The sequence below is a fragment of the Mycobacterium sp. SP-6446 genome, from assembly GCF_001954045.1.
Taxonomy (GTDB): Bacteria; Actinomycetota; Actinomycetes; order Mycobacteriales; family Mycobacteriaceae; genus Mycobacterium.
In genome coordinates, this window is record NZ_MBEM01000106.1 from 36,877 (window position 1) to 56,094 (window position 19,218).

Genomic DNA, 19,218 nt, shown 5'->3' on the forward strand with positions numbered 1-19,218 from the left:
AGTAGAGGAGATAGGGCATATGGGAGTGGTCGACGGCCGTGTCGTCATCGTCACCGGATCGGGCGGCGGTATCGGGCGCGCGCACGCGCTGGCCTTTGCGGCCGAGGGCGCGCGCGTCGTCGTCAACGACATCGGTGTCGGACTGGACGGCTCACCCGCCGGGGGAGGCAGCGCCGCGCAGGGCGTGGTCGACGAGATCACCGCGGCCGGTGGCGAAGCCGTCGCCGACGGATCCAACATCGCCGACTGGGATCAAGCGGCCGGCCTCGTCCGGACCGCGGTCGAAACCTTCGGCGGGCTCGACGTTCTGGTGAACAACGCCGGCATCGTGCGCGACCGGATGATGGCCAACACCAGCGAGGAGGAGTTCGACGCCGTCATCGCCGTGCACCTCAAGGGCCACTTCGCCACGATGCGCCACGCCGCGTCGTATTGGCGCGGGTTGTCCAAGGAGGGCAAACCCGTCGACGCGCGGATCATCAACACCAGTTCGGGTGCCGGCCTGCAGGGCAGCGTCGGCCAGGGCAACTACAGCGCGGCGAAGGCCGGCATCGCGGCGATGACGTTGGTCGGCGCCGCCGAAATGGGGCGCTACGGCGTGACCGTCAACGCCATCGCACCGTCGGCCCGCACGCGCATGACCGAGACCGTCTTCGCCGAGATGATGGCGACGCAGGACCAGGATTTCGACGCCATGGCGCCGGAAAACGTCTCGCCGCTGGTCGTCTGGCTGGGCAGCGCCGAATCCCGCGACGTCACCGGGAAGGTGTTCGAGGTCGAGGGCGGCAAGATCCGCGTCGCCGAGGGCTGGGCGCACGGACCGCAGATCGACAAGGGTGCGCGGTGGGATCCCGCGGAATTGGGTCCCGTCGTCGCCGACCTGCTCGCCAAGGCGCGCCCCCCGGTCCCCGTTTACGGCGCATAGCGCGGTTCGCACACCACCAACGGGATGACCCGGTCGGCCGTCTCGCGGTACTTCCGGTACGGCCGATACATCCGGATCAGGGGAGGCCAGTAACAGTCGCGTTCGGCGTCCGTCGCGTCGCGCGCGATCAGGTCCAGGCGCTCACCGCGAATCTGCACCTGCACCTCGGGGTCTTCTTTCAGGTTGCGGTACCACAACGGGTTCTCGTCGCGCCCACCGAACGACGCCGGCAGGATCACCCGATCACCGTCGCGCAGGTACAGCGTCGCGGTGGTTCGCGGCTCGTTGGACGCGCGCCCGGTCGTCGTCAGCAGCGCCGCCGGAAGCCACAGCAGCTTCGCGCCGATCCTGCCCTCGGTCCGGCGGTATACCCAAATATGGGCACGCGCAAAGCATTTGAGCAGCAGCGCGACCGGCCGGGAATTGCGGATACGGTGTCGGCCCGACAACGCTAGGGATCGCAGATGACGATCGGGATGGTCCGGTCGGTCCAGGACTGGTAATCGTCGTAGGACGGGTACATGTCGACCAATTTGGGCCAGTACTTGGCGCGCTCTTCGTCGGTGGCATCCCGCGCCGTCAGGTCCAGCACCTCTTTTTTGATCTGTACCTGAACCTTGGGGTTGGCCTTCAGGTTGAGGTACCACATCGGGTTTTTCGCGGAGCCGCCCTTGGACGCCGCGACAACAACGCGGTCACCGTCGCGCAGGAAGTACAGCGGGCTCACGCGCGGCTCGCCGGTCTTGCGGCCGGTGGTGGTCAGCAGGGCGACGGGAATCTTCTGGAATGTGCCGCCGAGGCCCTCGCCGCCGTTGCGGCGGTACATGAACGTGTTGAGGCGTGACATCCACTTGATCAGGAAGTCGGTGTAGGGCGTATTCAGAAACCGCGGCGGTGATTTTGGCATGACGTCATCCTAGAGACCCATTAGCGCTTGATGAACGGGCGGAAGCGAACCCTGATGTGGTGTATTTCGGCGTGGCCGCTCGCGCTTTCGGCTGGGATCACGAACGTTTCGTCAACCCGCGCGGCGAGCCGCCTGCGGCCGAACGCCGCCTTGGTCAGCACGTCGTAGGCCGCGTGCACCTCGTCGCCGCTGATTTGGTAATCGGGTGGCGTGGTGTCGGCGATGACCCAATATTGAAGTCCACGATTTAGGCTGCGCCGCAGGTGATTTCCGGAAAACCCGTTCTTCACGCCCTGCTCGATGCGGGTGCACCGGGCGGCGAACGGAACGCTGTCGCCGTCATGGCTGACGAGCGCGTCGATGTACGCCTGCGCCGCCGCGATGCGGTCGGCCTCCGAGACGCCCAACTAGATGCGCTCGATGATGGTGCCGGTGGACAGGGCGCCCCCGGCGCACATCGTGATCAGGGCGGTGCTCTGATCGGTGCGCTCCAGCTCGTGCAGCGCGGTGGTGATCAGCCGGCTGCCGGTGCTGCCCACCGGGTGGCCGAGCGCGATCGCGCCGCCATTCACGTTCACCCTGGCCATGTCGGGTTCGTGGACCCGCGCCCAGGACAGCACCACCGAGGCGAAGGCCTCGTTGATCTCGGTGAGGTCGATGTCGCCGATCTTCATGCCGGCCTTCTCGAGCACCTTCGCCGTCGACTGCACCGGTCCGTCCAGGTGGTAGTAGGGCTCGGCGCCGACGAGCGCCTGGCTGACGATCCGGGCACGTGGCCGCAGCCCGAGCGCCTTGGCCTTGTCCTCGTCCATCCACAACACCGCGGCCGCACCGTCGGAAATCTGCGACGAGGTGCCCGCCGTGTGGATGCCGCCCTCGAGGACCGGCTTGAGCTGGCTCAGGCCCTCGAGGGTGGTGTCGCGCAGGCCCTGGTCGCGGGAGACCATGTGGCGGTCGCTGGTGGGCTGCTTTTGCTCGTCGAGGACCGGTGCCTCGATCGGGGAGATTTCCCGGTCGAAGCGGCCCTCCTCCCAGGCCCGCTTGGCGCGCAGCTGCGACTCGAACCCCCAGGCGTCGATGTCCTCGCGGGTGATGCCGCGGCGCTTGGCGATCCGCTCGGCTGCGGTGAACTGGTCGGGCAGATCGATGTCCCACGACGCGGGCCGCAGGATGGTCCGGTCCGGACCCGCATTGGCGCCCAGGCCGACGCGGCTCATGGCCTCGATTCCGCACGCGATGCCGACGTCGATGGCGCCCGCCGCGATCAGGCCCGCGACGAGGCCGTTGGCCTGCTGGCTGCTGCCGCACTGGCAGTCCACGGTGGTGGCGCCGACGTGCTCCGGCAGGCCGGCGACGAGCCAGCTCACCCGCGTGATGTTGTTGGACTGCTCGCCGTACTGCGTGACGCAGCCGCCGACGACCTGCTCGACGTCGCCGGCGTCGATGCCGGCCTTTTCAACCAGGGCCTTTTGCACCGCGCCCAGCAGCTCGGTGGCGTGCAGTCCTGACAGCCATCCGTTGCGCTTGCCGATCGGGCTGCGGGTGGCTTCAACGATTACCGGGTTACCCATGGGGTCAGGCTAGAACACGTTTCATTACTCTGACAAGCGAGGATGCTTGGGCGCCTTTTGTCTGCGGTGGAGGCATGTTTTACTGGCACCAGAGCATCACTAGGACAGCTAGTGTCCTGGGATCGCAGGTCATCGAGGACTGCAGTGAAGGAGAATTAGCGTGCCCAGCCCCAATCTTCCGCCCGGGTGGGATTTCACCGACCCCGACGTCTACGCCGAGCGGATTCCGGTCGAGGAATTTGCCGAGTTGCGGGCAACTGCGCCCATCTGGTGGAACGAACAAGCGCCCGGTACCGGCGGCGGGTTCCACGACGGCGGCTATTGGGCGATCTCCAAGCTCAACGACGTCAAGGAAGTGTCGCGGCGCAGTGACGTCTTCTCCAGCTTCGAAAACTGCGTGATCCCGCGGTTCCAGAACGACATTCCGCGCGAGAACATCGACATGCAGCGGGCGGTCCTGCTCAACATGGACGCGCCGCACCACACCCGGCTGCGCAAGATCATCTCCCGTGGCTTCACGCCGCGCGCGGTCGGACGCCTCGAGGCCGAACTCAAGGAACGCGCCCAGAAAATCGCCAAGACCGCGGCGGCCGCGGGGTCGGGTGACTTCGTCGAGCAGGTGTCCTGCGAGCTGCCGCTCCAGGCGATCGCCGGCTTGCTCGGCGTGCCTCAGGACGACCGCGACAAGATCTTCCGGTGGTCGAACGAGATGACCGGCAACGATGATCCGGAGTACGCGGACGTCGACCCGCAGATGTCGTCGTTCGAGTTGATTTCGTACGCGATGAAGATGGCCGAGGAAAAGGGACGCAATCCCGGCGACGACATCGTGACTCAACTGATCGAGGCCGACATCGACGGGGAGAAGCTCTCCGACGACGAATTCGGCTTCTTCGTGGTGATGCTCGCGGTGGCCGGCAACGAGACCACCCGCAACTCCATCACCCAGGGGATGATGGCGTTCGCGGAATTCCCCGACCAGTGGGAACTGTACAAGAAGGAGCGCCCGGAGACCGCCGCCGACGAGATCGTGCGGTGGGCCACCCCGGTCACCTGCTTCCAGCGCACCGCGCTCGAGGACTACGAGCTGTCGGGCGTGCAGATCAAAAAAGGCCAGCGGGTGCTCATGTTCTACCGTTCGGCCAACTTCGACGAAGAGGTCTTCGAGGACCCGTTCACCTTCAACATCCTGCGGAATCCCAACCCGCACGTCGGTTTCGGCGGCACCGGCGCGCACTACTGCATCGGCGCCAACCTGGCCAAGATGACCATCAACCTGATCTTCAACGCGGTGGCCGACCACATGCCGGACCTGAAGCCGATCTCGGCGCCCGAGCGACTGCGGTCGGGCTGGCTGAACGGCATCAAGCACTGGCAGGTCGACTACACCGGCAAGTGCCCGGTGAATCACTGATGGACTTCGACCTCAGCGCCGAGCAAAACGCGGTCGCCGATGTCGTCACGTCGGTGCTCGACCGCGAGATCTCGTGGAGCGCTTTGGTTGACGGCGGCGTGACGGCGCTGCCGGTGCCTGAACGGCTGGGCGGCGACGGCGTCGGCCTGCCCGAGGTCGCGACGGTGCTCACCGAAGTCGGTCGCCATGGCGCCGTCACCCCGGCGCTGGCGACGCTGGGCCTTGGTGTGGTGCCGCTACTCGACCTGGCCTCCGACGAACAGCAGGACCGGTTCCTGGCCGGCGTCGCCAAGGGCGGTGTGTTGACCGCGGCACTCAACGAACCCGGCGCCGCTCTGCCCGACCGGCCGGCCACCACCTTCGTGCATGGGCGGTTGTCTGGCACCAAAGTCGCTGTGGCCCATGCCGAACAGGCGGACTGGATCGTCGTGACGTCCGACAGCGCGGTGGTCGTCGTGTCGCCGAAGGCCGACGGGGTGCGGCTGGTTCGCACGCCGACGTCGAACGGTTCGGACGAGTACACGGTCACGTTCGCCGACGTCGCCGTTCCCGACGGCGACATTCTGGCGGGCGCGACCGCGCGGCGGGTGAATCAGCTGGCGTTGGCCGCGATCGGGGCATACGCCGACGGGCTGGTCGCCGGGGCGCTGCGGCTCACCGCCGACTACGTGGCCAACCGGAAGCAATTCGGCAAGCCACTGTCCACCTTCCAGACCGTGGCGGCGCAGCTGTCCGAGGTCTATATCGCCTCGCGCACCATCGATTTGGCGGCCAAGTCGGTGGTCTGGCGACTGTCCGAGGGCCGCGATGCCGACGACGACCTCGACGTGCTCGGGTATTGGATCGCGTCTCAGGCGCCACCGGTGATGCAGACGTGTCATCACCTGCACGGCGGGATGGGGATGGACATTACGTACCCGATGCACCGCTACTACTCGACGATCAAGGACCTGACCCGGCAGGTGGGCGGGCCGTCTCATCGTCTCGACCTGGTGGGAGCGCAATGTTCATCGAACTGACCCCCGAGCAGCGGCAGCTGCAAGCCGAGATACGGCAATACTTTTCGAATCTCATCTCCTCCGACGAGATGAAGGAGATGGAAAAGGACCGCCACGGCGCCGCATACCGCGCGGTGATCCGGCGGATGGGCCAGGACCGCATGCTCGGCGTGGGGTGGCCAAAAGAGTTCGGCGGCCACGGTTTCGGGCCGATCGAACAGCAGATCTTCGTCAACGAGGCACACCGGGCCGACGTGCCGTTGCCGGCGGTGACGCTGCAGACGGTAGGGCCGACACTGCAGGTCTTCGGCAACGAGATGCAGAAGAAGAAGTTCCTGCCCGCGATCCTGGCCGGCGAGGTCCACTTCGCGATCGGCTACACCGAGCCCGAGGCGGGCACCGACCTGGCTTCCCTGCGGACAACTGCCGTCCGCCACGGCGACGAGTACATCGTCAACGGCCAGAAGATCTTCACAACCGGCGCGCACGACGCCGACTACATCTGGCTGGCCTGCCGCACCGACCCGGAAGCCGTTAAGCACAAAGGCATTTCGATCCTCATTGTCGACACGAAGGATCCCGGCTACTCCTGGACGCCGATCATCCTGTCCGACGGCGCCCACCACACCAACGCCACGTACTTCAACGACGTGCGGGTGCCCGCCGACATGCTGGTCGGCGAGGAGAACGGCGGATGGCGGCTGATCACCACCCAGCTCAACAACGAGCGGGTGATGCTCGGCCCGGCGGGCCGGGTCGCCGGGATCTACGACCGCGTGCACGCCTGGGCGTCGAAGCCCGGCGGCGACGGTGTCACGCCGATCGATCACCAGGATGTCAAGCGGGCGCTCGGCGAGATCCATGCGATGTGGCGGATCAACGAGCTGCTCAACTGGCAGGTGGCCGCCGCGGGCGAGGACATCAACGTGGCCGACGCCGCGTCGACGAAAGTCTTTGGTACCGAGCGCATTCAATACATCGGCCGGCTGGCCGAGGAGATCGTCGGCAAGTACGGCGACCCCGCGGACTCCGACACGGCCGACCTGCTCAACTGGCTCGACTCGCAAACAAAGCGCAACCTGGTGATCACCTTCGGCGGAGGCGTCAACGAAGTCATGCGTGAGATGATCGCGGCCGCTGGCCTCAAGGTGCCGAGGGTGCCCAGATGACCGATATCCAGGAAGCCGTCGCGCAGATCAAGGCCGCCGGCAGCAGTAAACCGCGCGCGGCCCGCGATCCGGTGAATCAGCCGACGATCAACAACTGGGTGGAGGCACTGGGCGACCGCAACCCGATCTACACCGACGAGGCCGCGGCCCGGGCCGCCGGTCACCCGGGAATTGTCGCACCGCCGGCAATGATTCAAGTCTGGACGATGTTCGGCCTGGGCGGCGAACGTCCGAAGGACGATCCGCTCGGCCCGATCATGCAACTGTTCGACGACAACGGCTACATCGGCGTGGTGGCCACCAACTGCGAGCAGACCTATCACCGCTATCTGCAGCCCGGCGAGGAAGTCAGCATCACCTCCGAGATGGGCGACGTGGTCGGGCCCAAGCAGACCGCCCTGGGCGAAGGCTTCTTCGTCAACCAGCACATCATCTGGCGGGTCGGCGACGAGGACGTCGCCGAGATGAACTGGCGCATCCTCAAATTCAAGCCGCGGGAATCGTCGGAGTCCTCCGGCTCGGTGCCTGACGACCTCGATCCGGACACCATGATGCGCCCCTCGATGTCGCGGGACACCGCGTTCTTCTGGGAGGGCGTCAAGGCGCACGAGCTGCGTATCCAGCGCCGGCCCGACGGCGGCCTGCAGCACCCGCCGGTTCCCGCGGTGTGGCAGGACAAGGCCGAGCCGATCGACTACGTGGTGGCCAGCGGCAAGGGCACGGTATTCAGTTTCGTCGTACACCACGCGCCGAAGGTGCCCGGCCGCACGCTGCCTTTCGTCATCGCGCTCGTGGAACTCGAGGAAGGCGTGCGGATGCTGGGCGAGCTGCGCGGCGCCGACCCGGCCGCGGTGGCGATCGGAATGCCCGTTCGCGCAACCTATATCGACTTCCCGGCCGGTGATGCCGGACCGGAGTGGACCCTGTACGCCTGGGAGCCCGCGACATGACTGCACAGGTGATAGAAGTCGGCACGAAGCTGCCCGAGCTGAAGCTGCACGGCGATCCGACGTTCATCATCTCGACGGCCCTGGCCACCCGCGACTTCCAGGACGTGCACCACGACCGTGACAAGGCGCAGGCCAAGGGCTCGAAGGACATCTTCGTCAACATCCTCACCGACACCGGGCTGGTGCAGCGCTACGTCACCGACTGGGCTGGACCGTCAGCGCTGATCAAGTCCATCGGGCTGCGACTGGGCGTGCCGTGGTACGCGTACGACACCGTGACATTCTCCGGCGAGGTGACCGCCGTGGACGACGGCCTGATCACCGTGAAGGTGGTGGGCAGCAACAGCCTTGGCGACCACGTCGTCGCCACCGCCACGCTCACGATGGGGGATGCCTAGTGTTGTCGGGTAAAGCTGCGATCGTCGGCATCGGGGCCACCGACTTCTCGAAGGACTCCGGCCGAAGCGAGCTGCGCCTGGCCGCCGAAGCGGTGCAGGACGCCCTCGACGATGCTGGCCTGAGCCCGTCCGACGTCGACGGGCTGACCACGTTCACGATGGACACCAACACCGAAATCGCCGTCGCGCGCGCGGTCGGCATCGGCGAGCTGAAGTTCTTCTCCAAGGTCCACTACGGCGGCGGAGCCGCGTGCGCGACCATTCAGCACGCGGCGATGGCCGTCGCGACCGGCGTGGCCGACGTCGTGGTGGCGTACCGGGCGTTCAACGAGCGTTCCGGCATGCGGTTCGGCCAGGTTCAGTCGCGGTTGGTGGGTGATGCTGGCGCGCAAGCCGATTCGACGACGGCAGACAACTCCTTCTCCTATCCGCACGGGCTTTCCACGCCGGCCGCGCAGGTGGCGATGATCGCCCAGCGGTACATGCATCTGTCCGGCGCGACCAGCAGGGACTTCGGCGTCATCTCGGTGGCCGACCGCAAGCACGCGGCCAACAACCCCAAGGCCTACTTCTACGAGAAGCCGATAACCATTGAGGACCACCAGAATTCGCGATGGATCGCTGAGCCGTTGCGCCTGCTGGACTGCTGCCAGGAAACCGATGGCGCGGTGGCGATCGTGGTGACGTCCGCGGAACGCGCGTGGGACCTCAAGCAGCGGCCGGCAGTCATCGAGGCGGCGTCGCAGGGTTCCAGCCCGGACCAGTACACGATGGTGAGCTATTACCGCCCGGAGCTGGGGCTGCCCGAGATGGGTCTGGTGGGCCGGCAGTTGTGGCAGCAGTCCGGGCTTAAGCCGTCGGATATCCAGACCGCTGTCTTGTACGACCACTTCACCCCGTTCACCCTGATTCAGTTGGAGGAGTTGGGATTCTGCGGCAAGGGTGAAGCCAAGGACTTCATCGCCGGCGGTGCCGTCGAGGTCGGCGGCCGGCTTCCCATCAATACCCACGGCGGCCAGCTCGGTGAGGCCTACATCCACGGCATGAACGGCATCGCCGAGGGCGTGCGGCAGTTGCGTGGCACCTCGGTGAACCCGGTGCCCGACGTCGAGCACGTGTTGGTCACCGCCGGGACGGGCGTCCCGACGTCGGGCCTCATCCTGGGCTAGCGCTGTGCCGAGCGCCCGGCTAGCCGGGCGCTCAAGGCCCAACGTGCGGCTGGCCGGGCGCTCGGCGGCTGAAGTGACGCCGGTCTGGAGGCGTGCGACCCTGCGGCGATGGACGAGCCATTTGTCGGGAGCGAAGCCGTTGCGTGCGGGCTGCTGACCAAGAGTCAATTGGAAACGCGCTACCACCGGCTTTTTCGAGGCGTCTACATCGATCGCGATGCCGAGCTCACCGCCACGGTGCGCGCCAAGGCGGGATGGTTGTGGACCGGCCGCCGGGGAGTTGTGGCGGGGTTCTCGGCGGCTGCGCTGCACGGAAGCACATGGGTCGACGACAGAAGAGCTGTGGAGCTGATTCACGACAACCACCATGTCGCGGCAGGGATACAGCTGCACAGAGACACGGTCGAAGCGGACGAAATCGAAATGATCGACGGCGTAGCGGTTACATCACCAACGAGGACGGCGCTGGACCTCGGCTGTTGGTACCCGACCATGACGGCCGTGGCGGGGATCGACGCCCTTGCCAGAGCAACGGAAATCAAGGCGGCTGATGTCGAGCTGCTGGCTCGCAGATACGCGGGGCGCAGGGGCATCGTGCGAGCACGCCAAGCGGTAAGCCTGTTCGATCCCGGTGCACAGTCGCCCAAAGAGTCGTGGTTGCGAATCGTCTTGCTCCAGGCGGGCTTACGGAAACCGGAGACACAGATTCCGGTACGCAACGAATTCGGCAGTGCGATCGCATATCTGGACATGGGATGGGAGGACGTCAAAGTGGCGGTCGAGTACGACGGCGAGCAACACCGCACCGATCGCCGGCAATACACGTGGGATGTCCGGCGATTGGAAACACTCGAGCGACTCGGGTGGATCGTCATCCGGGTGGTGGCCGGGGATCGGCCCGCCGAGATCGTTGGCCGTGTTCGCGCCGCATTCGCCCGCCGCGGGCTACCCGGCTAGCAGCGGCCGACAACCGGAAAAACGGTCTCCGTCCCGCGCCGGCCCTTGATCTCTACCTGCTCGGGGTGGCCCCACACGTATTGCGCCTCGACGGCAGCATGCACGCCGGCGCTGACCATCACGTCGGCATAACCCGCGCGCCCGGCAATGCCGGCCAGCCGGAACGCCACGTTGGTCGCGTCGCCGATGACGGCCGTGACCGTTCGTGTCATCGCCGCGATCGCGGCCCGGCCCTGCACCACGCCCCAACCCATGCGAATCGGCGAGCCGTCCGGGGCGCGCAGCGGAAGCGAGGGCCCCAGCTCCTCGACCCTTCGGTTCGCGGCGAGCGCGAAGTCGATCGCGAGCTCGTTCGCCGCCGGAATCGTCCGCAGTTCCCAGACCGCGTACAGCGCATCACCGGCGTAATGGTTGAGCGTGCCGCGGTGGGCGCGCAGGACGCGGCCGAGCTCGTGCCAAAGGTAGTTCAGGCTCCGGGCGATCACCTGGTTGTCGGTGACTTCGGAGATCGTCGAGTAGTTGGTGATATCCCCGACCACCATCACCATGGTCTCCTCGACGATCCGCGTCAGCGTCGGGCTGGTGTTGGTCACCCCGACTGCGTTGAACCGGTCCGACCGGAAGGTGAGCACGACGTCGCCCACCGAGATCCGGTCGTCGGGCTTGAGAGGGACCTGCACGGCGCGCTCCAGCGGCATGCCGTTGAGCAACGTCCCGTTGGTGCTGGTGTCGATGAGGTATGCCCGGTCGGTGCTGACGTCCAAGCGGATCTCGAGGTGGTTACGTGAGATGTTCGGATCGGGGATAACCAGCCGGCGTTGTTCGTCGATCCCCGCGCACTGACGGCCGACGAAGAGTTGATCGAAAATCGGCACACTCACGTCGGCGCCGTTTATGCGCATGTCGAGATGGGCCTGTGGCTTGTCCCACCAATCGGAGCGCATGAATTACCAACCTAGCCGCGCTGGAACGGCCGCGTGCGATGTCGCGAGCGAGACCCCGTGTTGTCTGCCCCGCCCGGCTTGACGACCTGGTGCACACACGAAGCGTCCATCTGAAGAGCCGTTGGTTGCAGAGCTAATGCTACAAGCAGGGCCGACGCTCAGCGAACAAGCGCCGGCTGTGCTTCCAGGGCCGCCCGGGTCGCGATCCGCCCGGCTTCCAGGGCGGCATCGATGTTTTTGAAGTCCAGCGGACCGATCGCCGAGACGTCCGGCTCGATGATCGCCGCCACTCGGGGGAACTCGCGCAGATTTCCTTTGGGGGCCGCAAGTTCAACGCTGCGAAGCAATGTCTCTTGCAGCGGTGGTAGGGCCACATCCGTCCCGGTCAGCAGCCGCCGGACGAATGCGGGAGGCTGAAGCATTGCCGGCAGCGGACCAAAGCCCTTCGATGGCACGTACGTCGTGCGCAGATCGACGCAGATGACCTCGCCGTCCGGGTCGGCGCACATCAAGTCGGCCGGGAGGATGTTCAACAGTCCACCGTCGACGAGGAGCTGCTCGCCGCGTTGCACCGGCGGCATGAGACCGGGGATCGAGATCGACGCGCGCACGGCGACCCACAAAAGTCCACGCCGATGGATGACCTGGTCGCCCGTGATCATGTCCGTCGACACGGAGAAGAACTCCCTTGGCAGATGCTCGATCAGGGTCCCGCTGCCGAAGAATCCCTCTACCAGGCGATCGACGCGCCGGCCTCGCGTGAGGGCTACCGCGGGGATCGTGTAGTCGCTAACCGGCCGAGTTTCCGCGATGAACTCTCGTGCCGCGGCGGTCGCATCGGGGGCGTCCAGCCCCAGCGCGAAGGTTGCCGCGGCGAGAGCACCGGCGCTCGTGCCGCCGAACCTGTCGATGACGATGCCCGCCCGTGTGAGCTCTTCGTAGACGCCGTAATGCGCGAGCCCCCGGGCGCCACCGCCGCCTAGCACCAGACCCAGCGACCGGCCGGCGATCCTGCGCGCCAGGGCACCGATTCCGCCGTCGTCGGCCTGGTGATGGGAGACCGGCTGCAGCAAGTCCCACCAGCTGGGATCCGGCACCACGTCACACGTGACCAGGTGGACCGGCTTTTGCGTAACGGGTGGATCGAGCGCTTCCGGCGGATGGGCTTGATCCGCGAGGACCACGAGTCGGTCGCTTTGCGCGACGACATATCGTCGCCAGTTGTCGCCCGAGCCTCGATCGGCCACCAGCAAGACCCAATCGTTGCTTCGCTCCATCCGGTCAACGGTCTCGCTGAACGCTTCGACGAGCTCGCCGTAGTGATTCGCGCCAGCCGTCGTGTCGACGGGCGGCGCGACCACCGCGGCGTCACCGTGCGGTCCCAGGCGAGTCACGACCGTGTCGACGATCGGGGCCGCGGCCACATCCCCGGTCGACAGCACGCCGACCACCCGGCGACCCCGAGAGACGTTGGCCGATCGTGACTCGCGAAGCATCCCTGCCATCGCGCGGAACATCGCATACTGCAGTGACGGAGCCTTCGCGAGCACTTCGGTGAACGTGTCGGCGGCGATCTTCCAGACGACGCCGTCCCGAAGGGCTCGTATTCCGGCCGAGCGAGCGGCACCGGTGATCACGCCCAGGTCTCCGACCGACTCGCCGGCTGCCATCTCACGAAACACCTGTCCATCAGGACCGACCGCAGCGAATCGCCCCGAGGCGATGACATAGAAGGCGTCAGGCGGGTCTCCCATGCGAAATAGCCACTCGTTGGCGGGGATGTACTGGCGAGCTACCGCGCTCGAGAGTCGATCGAGTTGCTCGTCGTCGATCTCAGCGAATATCGGAATATTCCGCAGTGCGGTTCGCTCATCGACCGCACGCGGTACGGGTGACTCCCGTTTGGGGCTCATGAGGTACTGCTATTGGTGTCCCGGCCCAAGGACGGAAAGCATGTTCCGCAGTTTAGCGGTAACCCCCCGCGCGCAAAGGCGCTATGCGGGCAGAAGTTCGACGCCGCTAAGCACGACGGCGTCGTCACGCGAAGGCGCAACGACGCTGGCCAGGAATCGGCCGTTCTCCTTCCAGATGCCAACCCTGAGCGTTTCACCGGGAAACGCCACACCGGCGAAACGCGCGCCGTAGGCGGCTACGGCGCCGGCATCGCCGTCCAGCAGGGCGTCGGTGATCGCCTTGCAGGTCATGCCGTAGGTGCACAGACCGTGCAGGATGGGCCGGGAAAAGCCTGCGGCGGCTGCGAATTCCGGATCCGAGTGCAGCGGGTTGCGATCGCCGCACAGCCGGTAGAGCAGCGCCTGCTGCGGCAGGATCGGCATGTCGACCTCCAGGTCGGGAGCTCGGTCCGGCGCCGCGTCAGCCGAAGACGGCCCGCGTTCCCCACCGAATCCGCCCTCGCCGCGGGCGAAGATCGATCGCTTCTGGGTCCACAGCAGGGTGCCGTCGGGTGCGCTGACCGTCGTCTCGCTCCAGATCACGGCGGCCTTGCCCTTGTCCCAGATGTCGGTGAACCGCGTGACGGCGCGCGCGGAACCGGACGGCGGCAGCGGCCCGGGCACTTCCACCCGCTCGCTGGCGTGCAGTACCTTGCCCAGCTCGATGTCGATCCCGGGAAACTTCACGGTCGGCGGTTTGGTGGCGTGAAAAGTCGCGGCCACGTTGCCGAACGTCGGTAGCACCTGGGGCGTGTCGTCGACCAGGTAACGAAGCTCGCGGGGGTCCATCGGATCGGCGCCGGCACCCAGCCCGAGGTGGTAGAGCTGGATATCGCTGCTGACCCAAGAGAATTCAATAGGGTCCAGCTCCGCCGCCAGTGCGACGTCCACGTCAATAGGCATATCAGTTGCTCCCGCCCTGATCAGCAATGTGCAGCGCCGCCAGATATCCGAAGGTCATCGCCGGTCCGATCGTGCCGCCGGGGCCGGGATAGGTGTGTCCCATCACCGGGGCACTGACATTGCCTGCGGCGTAAAGGCCTTCGATGATCGTCCCGTCGTCGCGCAGGGCACGGCCGTGGACGTCGGTGCGGATGCCGCCCTTCGTACCGAGGTCCCCTGGCACCATCTTGGCGGCGTAGTACGGCGGCTGGCTGATCTCGCCGAGATTGGGATTCGGCTTGTTGGTCGGGTCGCCGTAATACTGGTCGTAGGCGCTTTCGCCGCGGTGGTAGTCCTCGTCAACCCCCGACCGCGCAAAGTCGTTGAACCGCTCTACCGTCGCGGCGAAGTCGGTCACGGGCAAACCGGCCTTAGATGCCAGCTCCTCCAGTGTGGCGGCCTGGATGATCACGCCGGATTCCAGCCATTTGCGCGGAATGCGTTGCCCGGGCTGCAAACCCGCGAAGATGTAGCGGTCGCGGTATCGCTGGTCGAACACCAGCCACGCCGGGATGTTCTCGCCCGGCCCCGGCCCCTGGCCGAATTCCCCGCCGTACATGTGGTGGCAGGCTTCGACATACGGCATCGATTCGTTCATGAACCGCTTGCCGGACATGTTGACGATGATCGATCCCGGCGAATTGCGCTCCGACAGGGCGAACCACGGCGCACCGACCAGCGGCACGGTCGGCCCCCACCACGCGTCTTCCATGAGATCCAAGGCGGCACCGAGCTTTTCGCCGGCGAGGATGCCGTCGCCGGTATTGGCCTTAGCGCCCACGGTCCATTCGGTGGTGATCGGCGCGCGCTGATATTTCACCCGCATCTGTTCGTTGTGCTCGAATCCGCCGCTGGCCAGTATCACGCCGCGCCGGGCCCGGATCAGCTGGGGCTCAGCCGATTCCGAAGCTCTCGTATCGAGGACATACACCCCACGCACCACCCCGTCCTCGACGTACAGGTCGGTGAGTGCGGTGTTGAGCAGGACCGGGACGCCGGCACGTTGTAGACCGATCCGCAGCGGTCCGATCAGGGCCCGGCCCATACCGACCAGGTTCTTTCCGGTCGCCTTGGCCCACATCGTGCGCGCGCCGACCTTCAGGCTGCGCAGCACCCCCCGTGGGTGTCGCTTCAGCTGATTCAGCCGCACGTAGTCCTGTTGCATCACAACCACATTCAGCGGCACCTTGCCATACGCTGGCTCCAGCCCCGACTCGTCGGCGCCGAGCTTGCGGGCGTTGAACGGCTTCGGCTCGATCGAGCGTCCTCCGGCGCGGCCGCCCGGCGCTTCGGGGTAGTAGTCGGAGTAGCGCGGCACCCAGCACATCTTCAGCGGCGTGTGCTTGAGCACGAACGACAGCATCTCGGGCCCGCGTTCGAGGTAGGCGTCGATGCGTTCGGGCTCGACGATGTCGCCGATGATTCCGTGTAGGTAGGTGCGGGCGGCTTCGGGCGTGTCTTTGACGCCGTCGCGCCGTAGCACCTCGTTGTTCGGAATCCAGACCCCGCCCCCGGACCGCGCGGTGGAGCCGCCGAAGTGGGGGGCCTTTTCGATGACTACTGTCGAAAGGCCTCGGTGCGCGGCGGCGAGGGCAGCAACCATGCCGGCTCCGCCGCTCCCGACCACGACGACGTCGTACTCCTGCGCTGTCATGTAGAACACGTTATAGAATTGCCCGGGTCGGGCGCTACTGGCCCGGTCACACGGACGAGGGGACTTCGGTAAATGCTCAGTGTTGCCACGCGCGACGAGCTGGCAGCCGACCTGGCGCAGGCCGAGCGAAGTCGAGAGGCGATCAGTCCGCTCACCGCCGCCTACCCAGACATCGACGTCGTCGACGCCTATGAGATCCAACTGATCAATATCCGGCAGCGCGTGGCCGAAGGGGCCCGGGTCCTGGGCCACAAAGTCGGGCTCTCGTCGAAGGCGATGCAGCAGATGATGGGTGTCGACGAGCCGGACTACGGGCATCTGCTCGACGAGATGCAGGTGTTCGAGGACACCCCGGTCAAGGCGGGCCGCTATCTGCTGCCGCGGGTGGAGGTGGAAGTCGCTTTCATCCTGGGCGCCGACCTCCCGGGGGCCGGTTGCACCGAGGATGACGTGCTGGCGGCCACCGAAGCCCTGGCTCCGTCGATCGAACTGATCGACACCAGGATCACCGACTGGAAGATCGCGCTGTGCGACACCATCGCCGACAACGCCTCGTCCGCGGGCTTCGTGCTGGGGCAGGCGCGGGTGGCGCCGGGCGATATCGACGTCAAGGCGATCGATGCGGTGCTCACCCGTAACGGCGAGGTGATTGCGGAGGGCCGCAGCGACGCCGTGCTCGGTAACCCGGTCACCGCGGTCGCGTGGTTGTCCCGCAAGGTGGAAAGCTTCGGCGTCCGGCTGCGAAAAGGTGACATCGTGTTACCCGGATCGTGCACCCGCGCGATCGATGCACGCGCCGGAGACGAGTTCGTCGCAGACTTCACGGGTCTCGGTTCGGTGCGGTTGTCCTTCGAATAGCGCCGGATTACTTTTGAACTAGTCCAAATACCAGGAGAGTCGACATGCCGTCTAAGGCAAGCGTGGCCATCGTCGGGTCCGGAAATATCAGCACGGATCTGCTCTACAAGCTGCTGAGATCGGACTGGCTGGAGCCGCGCTGGATGGTGGGGATCGACCCGGAAAGCGAGGGCCTGGCCCGGGCCCGCAAGCTGGGTCTGGAGACCACCCACGAAGGCGTCGACTGGCTGCTGGCGCAGTCTGAAAAGCCCGACCTGGTGTTCGAGGCGACGAGCGCGTACGTGCACCGGGACGCCGCCCCGAAGTACGCGGCCGCGGGGATCCGGGCCATCGACCTGACGCCCGCCGCGGTCGGCCCCGCGGTGATCCCGCCGGCCAACCTGCGCGAACATCTGGATGCGCCCAACGTCAACATGATCACCTGCGGCGGGCAGGCAACCATCCCGATCGTCTACGCCGTGTCCCGGGTTGTCGACGTGCCCTACGCCGAGATCGTCGCGTCGGTGGCTTCGGTGTCGGCCGGGCCCGGCACCCGCGCGAATATCGATGAGTTCACCAAGACCACCAGCAAGGGCGTGGAAACCATCGGCGGCGCCGAACGCGGCAAGGCGATCATCATCCTGAACCCGGCCGACCCGCCGATGATCATGCGCGACACCATCTTCTGCGCCATCCCCGAGGATGCCGACCGCGACGCGATCGCCAAGTCCATCCACGACGTGGTGGCAGAGGTGCAGACCTATGTGCCGGGCTACCGGCTGCTCAACGAGCCGCAGTTCGACGAGCCGTCGATGAACTCCGGCGGCCGGGCGCTGGTCACCACGTTCATCGAGGTCGAGGGCGCGGGCGATTACCTGCCCCCGTATGCGGGAAACCTCGACATCATGACCGCGGCGGCCACCAAGGTCGGCGAGGAGATCGCCAAGGAAACGCTTTCCGTTGCGGGAGGTACACGATGACCGGCATTTGGGACGTCCGGATCACGGACACTTCACTGCGCGACGGGTCGCACCACAAACGGCATCAGTTCACCAAGGACGAGGTCCACGCCATCGTGGCCGCCCTGGATGCGGCCGGCGTTCCGGTCATCGAAGTGACGCACGGCGACGGACTGGGCGGCTCGAGCTTCAACTACGGATTCTCGAAGACGCCCGAGCAGGAGCTGATCAAGCTCGCGGCCGAGACCGCCAAAGAGGCCAGGATCGCGTTCCTGATGCTGCCCGGGGTGGGCACCAAAGACGACATCAAGGAAGCGCAGGACAACGGCGGGTCGATCTGCCGCATCGCCACTCACTGCACCGAAGCCGACGTGTCGATCCAGCACTTCGGCCTGGCCCGCGAGCTGGGCCTGGAGACCGTCGGGTTCCTGATGATGTCCCACACCATCCCGCCGGAGAAGCTGGCCGCGCAGGCCCGCATCATGGCCGACGCCGGATGCCAGTGCGTCTACGTGGTCGATTCGGCCGGGGCGCTGGTCCTCGAAGGGGTGCGCGACCGGGTGGCCGCGCTGGTCGCCGAACTCGGGGACGACGCCCAGGTCGGCTTCCACGGGCACGAAAACCTCGGCTTGGGGGTGGCCAACTCGGTCGAGGCCGTCCGGGCCGGCGCCAAGCAGATCGACGGCAGCGTGCGCCGTTTCGGGGCCGGCGCGGGCAATGCCCCCGTGGAGGCCCTCATCGGGGTGTTCGACAAGATCGGCGTCAAGACCGGCATCGACTTCTTCGACATCGCCGACGCCGCCGAGGACGTGGTGCGGCCGGCGATGCCGGCCGAGTGCCTGCTCGACCGCAACGCGCTGATCATGGGCTACTCCGGGGTGTACTCGAGCTTCCTCAAGCACGCGGTGCGCCAGGCCGAACGCTACGGGGTGCCCGCGGCGGCGCTGTTGCACCGGGCCGGTCAGCGCAAGCTCATCGGCGGCCAGGAAGACCAACTCATCGACATCGCGCTGGAAATCAAGCGCGAGCAGGAGAGCGGCGCCGCCGTCACGCACTGACGACGACGACGCGGTCAATTTTGCGCGAGTAACCTGGCGCGCATGACATCCAACACAGCGAGCCGTTCTCGCCGCGGAATCTGCGGTGTGCTCGCCGGTGGTCTGCTAGCTGCCGCGGCGTCGGCGGTGATCGCACTGCCGGTGGCCAACGCTGATCCCCCGTGCAATCAGACCGTGGGTAATTCGATCGACTCGTATCTGCAGCGCCATCCCGATCTTCACCAGCAGCTGGAAGCCAGGTCGCGGGCGGAGGGCGGTAACGGCACCGTCCTGGACTACCTGAATCGGCATCCGGACGTGCGGCAGCATCTGATCGACCTGTCCCAGCAGTGCGTGCCGTAGTGAGCGGCAGTCGTCGTCGCGCGCCGGCGACGACGCGCGGGAATGTTCGCCATTGACGAAAAAGTAGAACAC

General features: G+C 66.4%; 20 protein-coding genes. 12 read left to right on the forward strand and 8 right to left on the reverse strand.

Annotated features, from left to right (window positions below; all coding sequences use genetic code 11):
• The first annotated feature begins 19 nt into the window (after positions 1–19).
• Positions 20–925 (forward strand): SDR family oxidoreductase, encoded by a 906-nt coding sequence (locus A5736_RS09045; protein WP_076245710.1) that lies wholly within the window; start codon positions 20–22, stop codon positions 923–925.
• Here A5736_RS09045 and A5736_RS09050 read toward each other — a convergent pair.
• From A5736_RS09050 to A5736_RS09065, 4 genes are read right to left on the reverse strand one after another with little or no spacing between them, the layout of a single operon-like run.
• The gene (locus A5736_RS09050; protein WP_076245711.1) at positions 913–1,374 is read right to left on the reverse strand and encodes a nitroreductase family deazaflavin-dependent oxidoreductase; all 462 of its coding nucleotides are present in this window, start codon (positions 1,372–1,374) and stop codon (positions 913–915) included. The genes A5736_RS09045 and A5736_RS09050 overlap by 13 nt on opposite strands.
• A 2-nt stretch (positions 1,375–1,376) precedes the next feature.
• Positions 1,377–1,832: a nitroreductase family deazaflavin-dependent oxidoreductase gene (locus tag A5736_RS09055; RefSeq protein ID WP_076064198.1), complete on the reverse strand. Its 456-nt coding sequence runs from the start codon at positions 1,830–1,832 to the stop codon at positions 1,377–1,379.
• A 20-nt stretch (positions 1,833–1,852) separates the two neighbouring features.
• Complete coding sequence (locus A5736_RS09060; protein WP_076128597.1) at positions 1,853–2,239, reverse strand: hypothetical protein; 387 nt, start codon at positions 2,237–2,239, stop codon at positions 1,853–1,855.
• Positions 2,240–3,403, reverse strand: a complete 1,164-nt coding sequence (locus A5736_RS09065) for a steroid 3-ketoacyl-CoA thiolase (RefSeq protein WP_076128600.1) — start codon at positions 3,401–3,403, stop codon at positions 2,240–2,242.
• Positions 3,404–3,563: 160 nt separating this feature from the next.
• Here A5736_RS09065 and A5736_RS09070 point away from each other — a divergent pair, with 160 nt between their 5' ends.
• The 7 genes from A5736_RS09070 to A5736_RS09100 all read left to right on the forward strand — a co-directional run bounded on the left by A5736_RS09070 (position 3,564) and on the right by A5736_RS09100 (position 10,458).
• The gene (locus A5736_RS09070; RefSeq protein ID WP_076128601.1) at positions 3,564–4,817 is read left to right on the forward strand and encodes a cytochrome P450; all 1,254 of its coding nucleotides are present in this window, start codon (positions 3,564–3,566) and stop codon (positions 4,815–4,817) included.
• Positions 4,817–5,836, forward strand: a complete 1,020-nt coding sequence (locus tag A5736_RS09075; protein WP_076245713.1) for an acyl-CoA dehydrogenase family protein — start codon at positions 4,817–4,819, stop codon at positions 5,834–5,836. The genes A5736_RS09070 and A5736_RS09075 overlap by 1 nt, the downstream gene beginning before the upstream one ends.
• Positions 5,821–6,984 (forward strand): acyl-CoA dehydrogenase FadE29, encoded by a 1,164-nt coding sequence (gene fadE29 / locus A5736_RS09080; protein ID WP_076128605.1) that lies wholly within the window; start codon positions 5,821–5,823, stop codon positions 6,982–6,984. The genes A5736_RS09075 and fadE29 overlap by 16 nt, the downstream gene beginning before the upstream one ends.
• Positions 6,981–7,934, forward strand: coding sequence for a bifunctional MaoC family dehydratase N-terminal/OB-fold nucleic acid binding domain-containing protein (locus A5736_RS09085; protein WP_076245715.1), 954 nt, complete (start codon positions 6,981–6,983; stop codon positions 7,932–7,934). Before fadE29 ends, A5736_RS09085 begins: the two co-directional genes overlap by 4 nt.
• Complete coding sequence (locus tag A5736_RS09090; protein WP_076245717.1) at positions 7,931–8,332, forward strand: MaoC family dehydratase; 402 nt, start codon at positions 7,931–7,933, stop codon at positions 8,330–8,332. Before A5736_RS09085 ends, A5736_RS09090 begins: the two co-directional genes overlap by 4 nt.
• Positions 8,332–9,501 carry a lipid-transfer protein gene (locus A5736_RS09095; RefSeq protein WP_076245719.1) on the forward strand — a complete coding sequence of 390 codons (1,170 nt, stop codon included), beginning with the start codon at positions 8,332–8,334 and terminating at the stop codon, positions 9,499–9,501. The genes A5736_RS09090 and A5736_RS09095 overlap by 1 nt, the downstream gene beginning before the upstream one ends.
• Positions 9,502–9,609: 108 nt before the next feature.
• The gene (locus A5736_RS09100; RefSeq protein WP_076245721.1) at positions 9,610–10,458 is read left to right on the forward strand and encodes a DUF559 domain-containing protein; all 849 of its coding nucleotides are present in this window, start codon (positions 9,610–9,612) and stop codon (positions 10,456–10,458) included.
• Here the strand turns inward: A5736_RS09100 and A5736_RS09105 are convergent.
• The 4 genes from A5736_RS09105 to kstD all read right to left on the reverse strand — a co-directional run bounded on the left by A5736_RS09105 (position 10,455) and on the right by kstD (position 15,950).
• Positions 10,455–11,402: an adenylate/guanylate cyclase domain-containing protein gene (locus tag A5736_RS09105; protein WP_076122742.1), complete on the reverse strand. Its 948-nt coding sequence runs from the start codon at positions 11,400–11,402 to the stop codon at positions 10,455–10,457. The genes A5736_RS09100 and A5736_RS09105 overlap by 4 nt on opposite strands.
• Before the next feature lie 158 nt (positions 11,403–11,560).
• A complete protein-coding gene (locus A5736_RS09110) occupies positions 11,561–13,315 on the reverse strand; it encodes a cyclic nucleotide-binding and patatin-like phospholipase domain-containing protein (RefSeq protein WP_076122741.1) in 1,755 nt (584 codons plus the stop codon).
• An 81-nt stretch (positions 13,316–13,396) separates the two neighbouring features.
• Positions 13,397–14,257 carry a MaoC family dehydratase gene (locus A5736_RS09115; protein ID WP_076245722.1) on the reverse strand — a complete coding sequence of 287 codons (861 nt, stop codon included), beginning with the start codon at positions 14,255–14,257 and terminating at the stop codon, positions 13,397–13,399.
• A 1-nt stretch (position 14,258) separates the two neighbouring features.
• Positions 14,259–15,950 carry a 3-oxosteroid 1-dehydrogenase gene (gene kstD, locus A5736_RS09120; RefSeq protein WP_076245764.1) on the reverse strand — a complete coding sequence of 564 codons (1,692 nt, stop codon included), beginning with the start codon at positions 15,948–15,950 and terminating at the stop codon, positions 14,259–14,261.
• Between the two features lie 72 nt (positions 15,951–16,022).
• Here kstD and A5736_RS09125 point away from each other — a divergent pair, with 72 nt between their 5' ends.
• Genes A5736_RS09125 through A5736_RS09140 form a run of 4 tightly spaced genes read left to right on the forward strand, consistent with a single transcriptional unit; the run spans position 16,023 to position 19,146 of the window.
• Positions 16,023–16,808: a 2-keto-4-pentenoate hydratase gene (locus A5736_RS09125; protein ID WP_076122740.1), complete on the forward strand. Its 786-nt coding sequence runs from the start codon at positions 16,023–16,025 to the stop codon at positions 16,806–16,808.
• 44 nt (positions 16,809–16,852) lie between these two features.
• Positions 16,853–17,767, forward strand: coding sequence for an acetaldehyde dehydrogenase (acetylating) (locus tag A5736_RS09130; RefSeq protein ID WP_076122739.1), 915 nt, complete (start codon positions 16,853–16,855; stop codon positions 17,765–17,767).
• Positions 17,764–18,804, forward strand: coding sequence for a 4-hydroxy-2-oxovalerate aldolase (dmpG, locus tag A5736_RS09135; RefSeq protein WP_076245724.1), 1,041 nt, complete (start codon positions 17,764–17,766; stop codon positions 18,802–18,804). The genes A5736_RS09130 and dmpG overlap by 4 nt, the downstream gene beginning before the upstream one ends.
• Before the next feature lie 42 nt (positions 18,805–18,846).
• A complete protein-coding gene (locus A5736_RS09140) occupies positions 18,847–19,146 on the forward strand; it encodes a hypothetical protein (protein WP_076122737.1) in 300 nt (99 codons plus the stop codon).
• Positions 19,147–19,218 lie beyond the last annotated feature (72 nt).

What these genes read in the sequence shown, in the direction of transcription:
- A5736_RS09045 (WP_076245710.1), top strand. Translation starts at nt 20, where the DNA reads ATGGGAGTGGTCGACGGCCGTGTCGTCATCGTCACCGGATCGGGCGGC.
- A5736_RS09055 (WP_076064198.1), bottom strand. Translation starts at nt 1,832, where the DNA reads ATGCCAAAATCACCGCCGCGGTTTCTGAATACGCCCTACACCGACTTC.
- A5736_RS09065 (WP_076128600.1), bottom strand. Translation starts at nt 3,403, where the DNA reads ATGGGTAACCCGGTAATCGTTGAAGCCACCCGCAGCCCGATCGGCAAG.
- A5736_RS09075 (WP_076245713.1), top strand. Translation starts at nt 4,817, where the DNA reads ATGGACTTCGACCTCAGCGCCGAGCAAAACGCGGTCGCCGATGTCGTC.
- fadE29 (WP_076128605.1), top strand. Translation starts at nt 5,821, where the DNA reads ATGTTCATCGAACTGACCCCCGAGCAGCGGCAGCTGCAAGCCGAGATA.
- A5736_RS09085 (WP_076245715.1), top strand. Translation starts at nt 6,981, where the DNA reads ATGACCGATATCCAGGAAGCCGTCGCGCAGATCAAGGCCGCCGGCAGC.
- A5736_RS09090 (WP_076245717.1), top strand. Translation starts at nt 7,931, where the DNA reads ATGACTGCACAGGTGATAGAAGTCGGCACGAAGCTGCCCGAGCTGAAG.
- A5736_RS09100 (WP_076245721.1), top strand. Translation starts at nt 9,610, where the DNA reads ATGGACGAGCCATTTGTCGGGAGCGAAGCCGTTGCGTGCGGGCTGCTG.
- A5736_RS09105 (WP_076122742.1), bottom strand. Translation starts at nt 11,402, where the DNA reads ATGCGCTCCGATTGGTGGGACAAGCCACAGGCCCATCTCGACATGCGC.
- A5736_RS09110 (WP_076122741.1), bottom strand. Translation starts at nt 13,315, where the DNA reads ATGAGCCCCAAACGGGAGTCACCCGTACCGCGTGCGGTCGATGAGCGA.
- A5736_RS09115 (WP_076245722.1), bottom strand. Translation starts at nt 14,257, where the DNA reads ATGCCTATTGACGTGGACGTCGCACTGGCGGCGGAGCTGGACCCTATT.
- kstD (WP_076245764.1), bottom strand. Translation starts at nt 15,950, where the DNA reads ATGACAGCGCAGGAGTACGACGTCGTCGTGGTCGGGAGCGGCGGAGCC.
- A5736_RS09125 (WP_076122740.1), top strand. Translation starts at nt 16,023, where the DNA reads ATGCTCAGTGTTGCCACGCGCGACGAGCTGGCAGCCGACCTGGCGCAG.
- A5736_RS09130 (WP_076122739.1), top strand. Translation starts at nt 16,853, where the DNA reads ATGCCGTCTAAGGCAAGCGTGGCCATCGTCGGGTCCGGAAATATCAGC.
- dmpG (WP_076245724.1), top strand. Translation starts at nt 17,764, where the DNA reads ATGACCGGCATTTGGGACGTCCGGATCACGGACACTTCACTGCGCGAC.
- A5736_RS09140 (WP_076122737.1), top strand. Translation starts at nt 18,847, where the DNA reads ATGACATCCAACACAGCGAGCCGTTCTCGCCGCGGAATCTGCGGTGTG.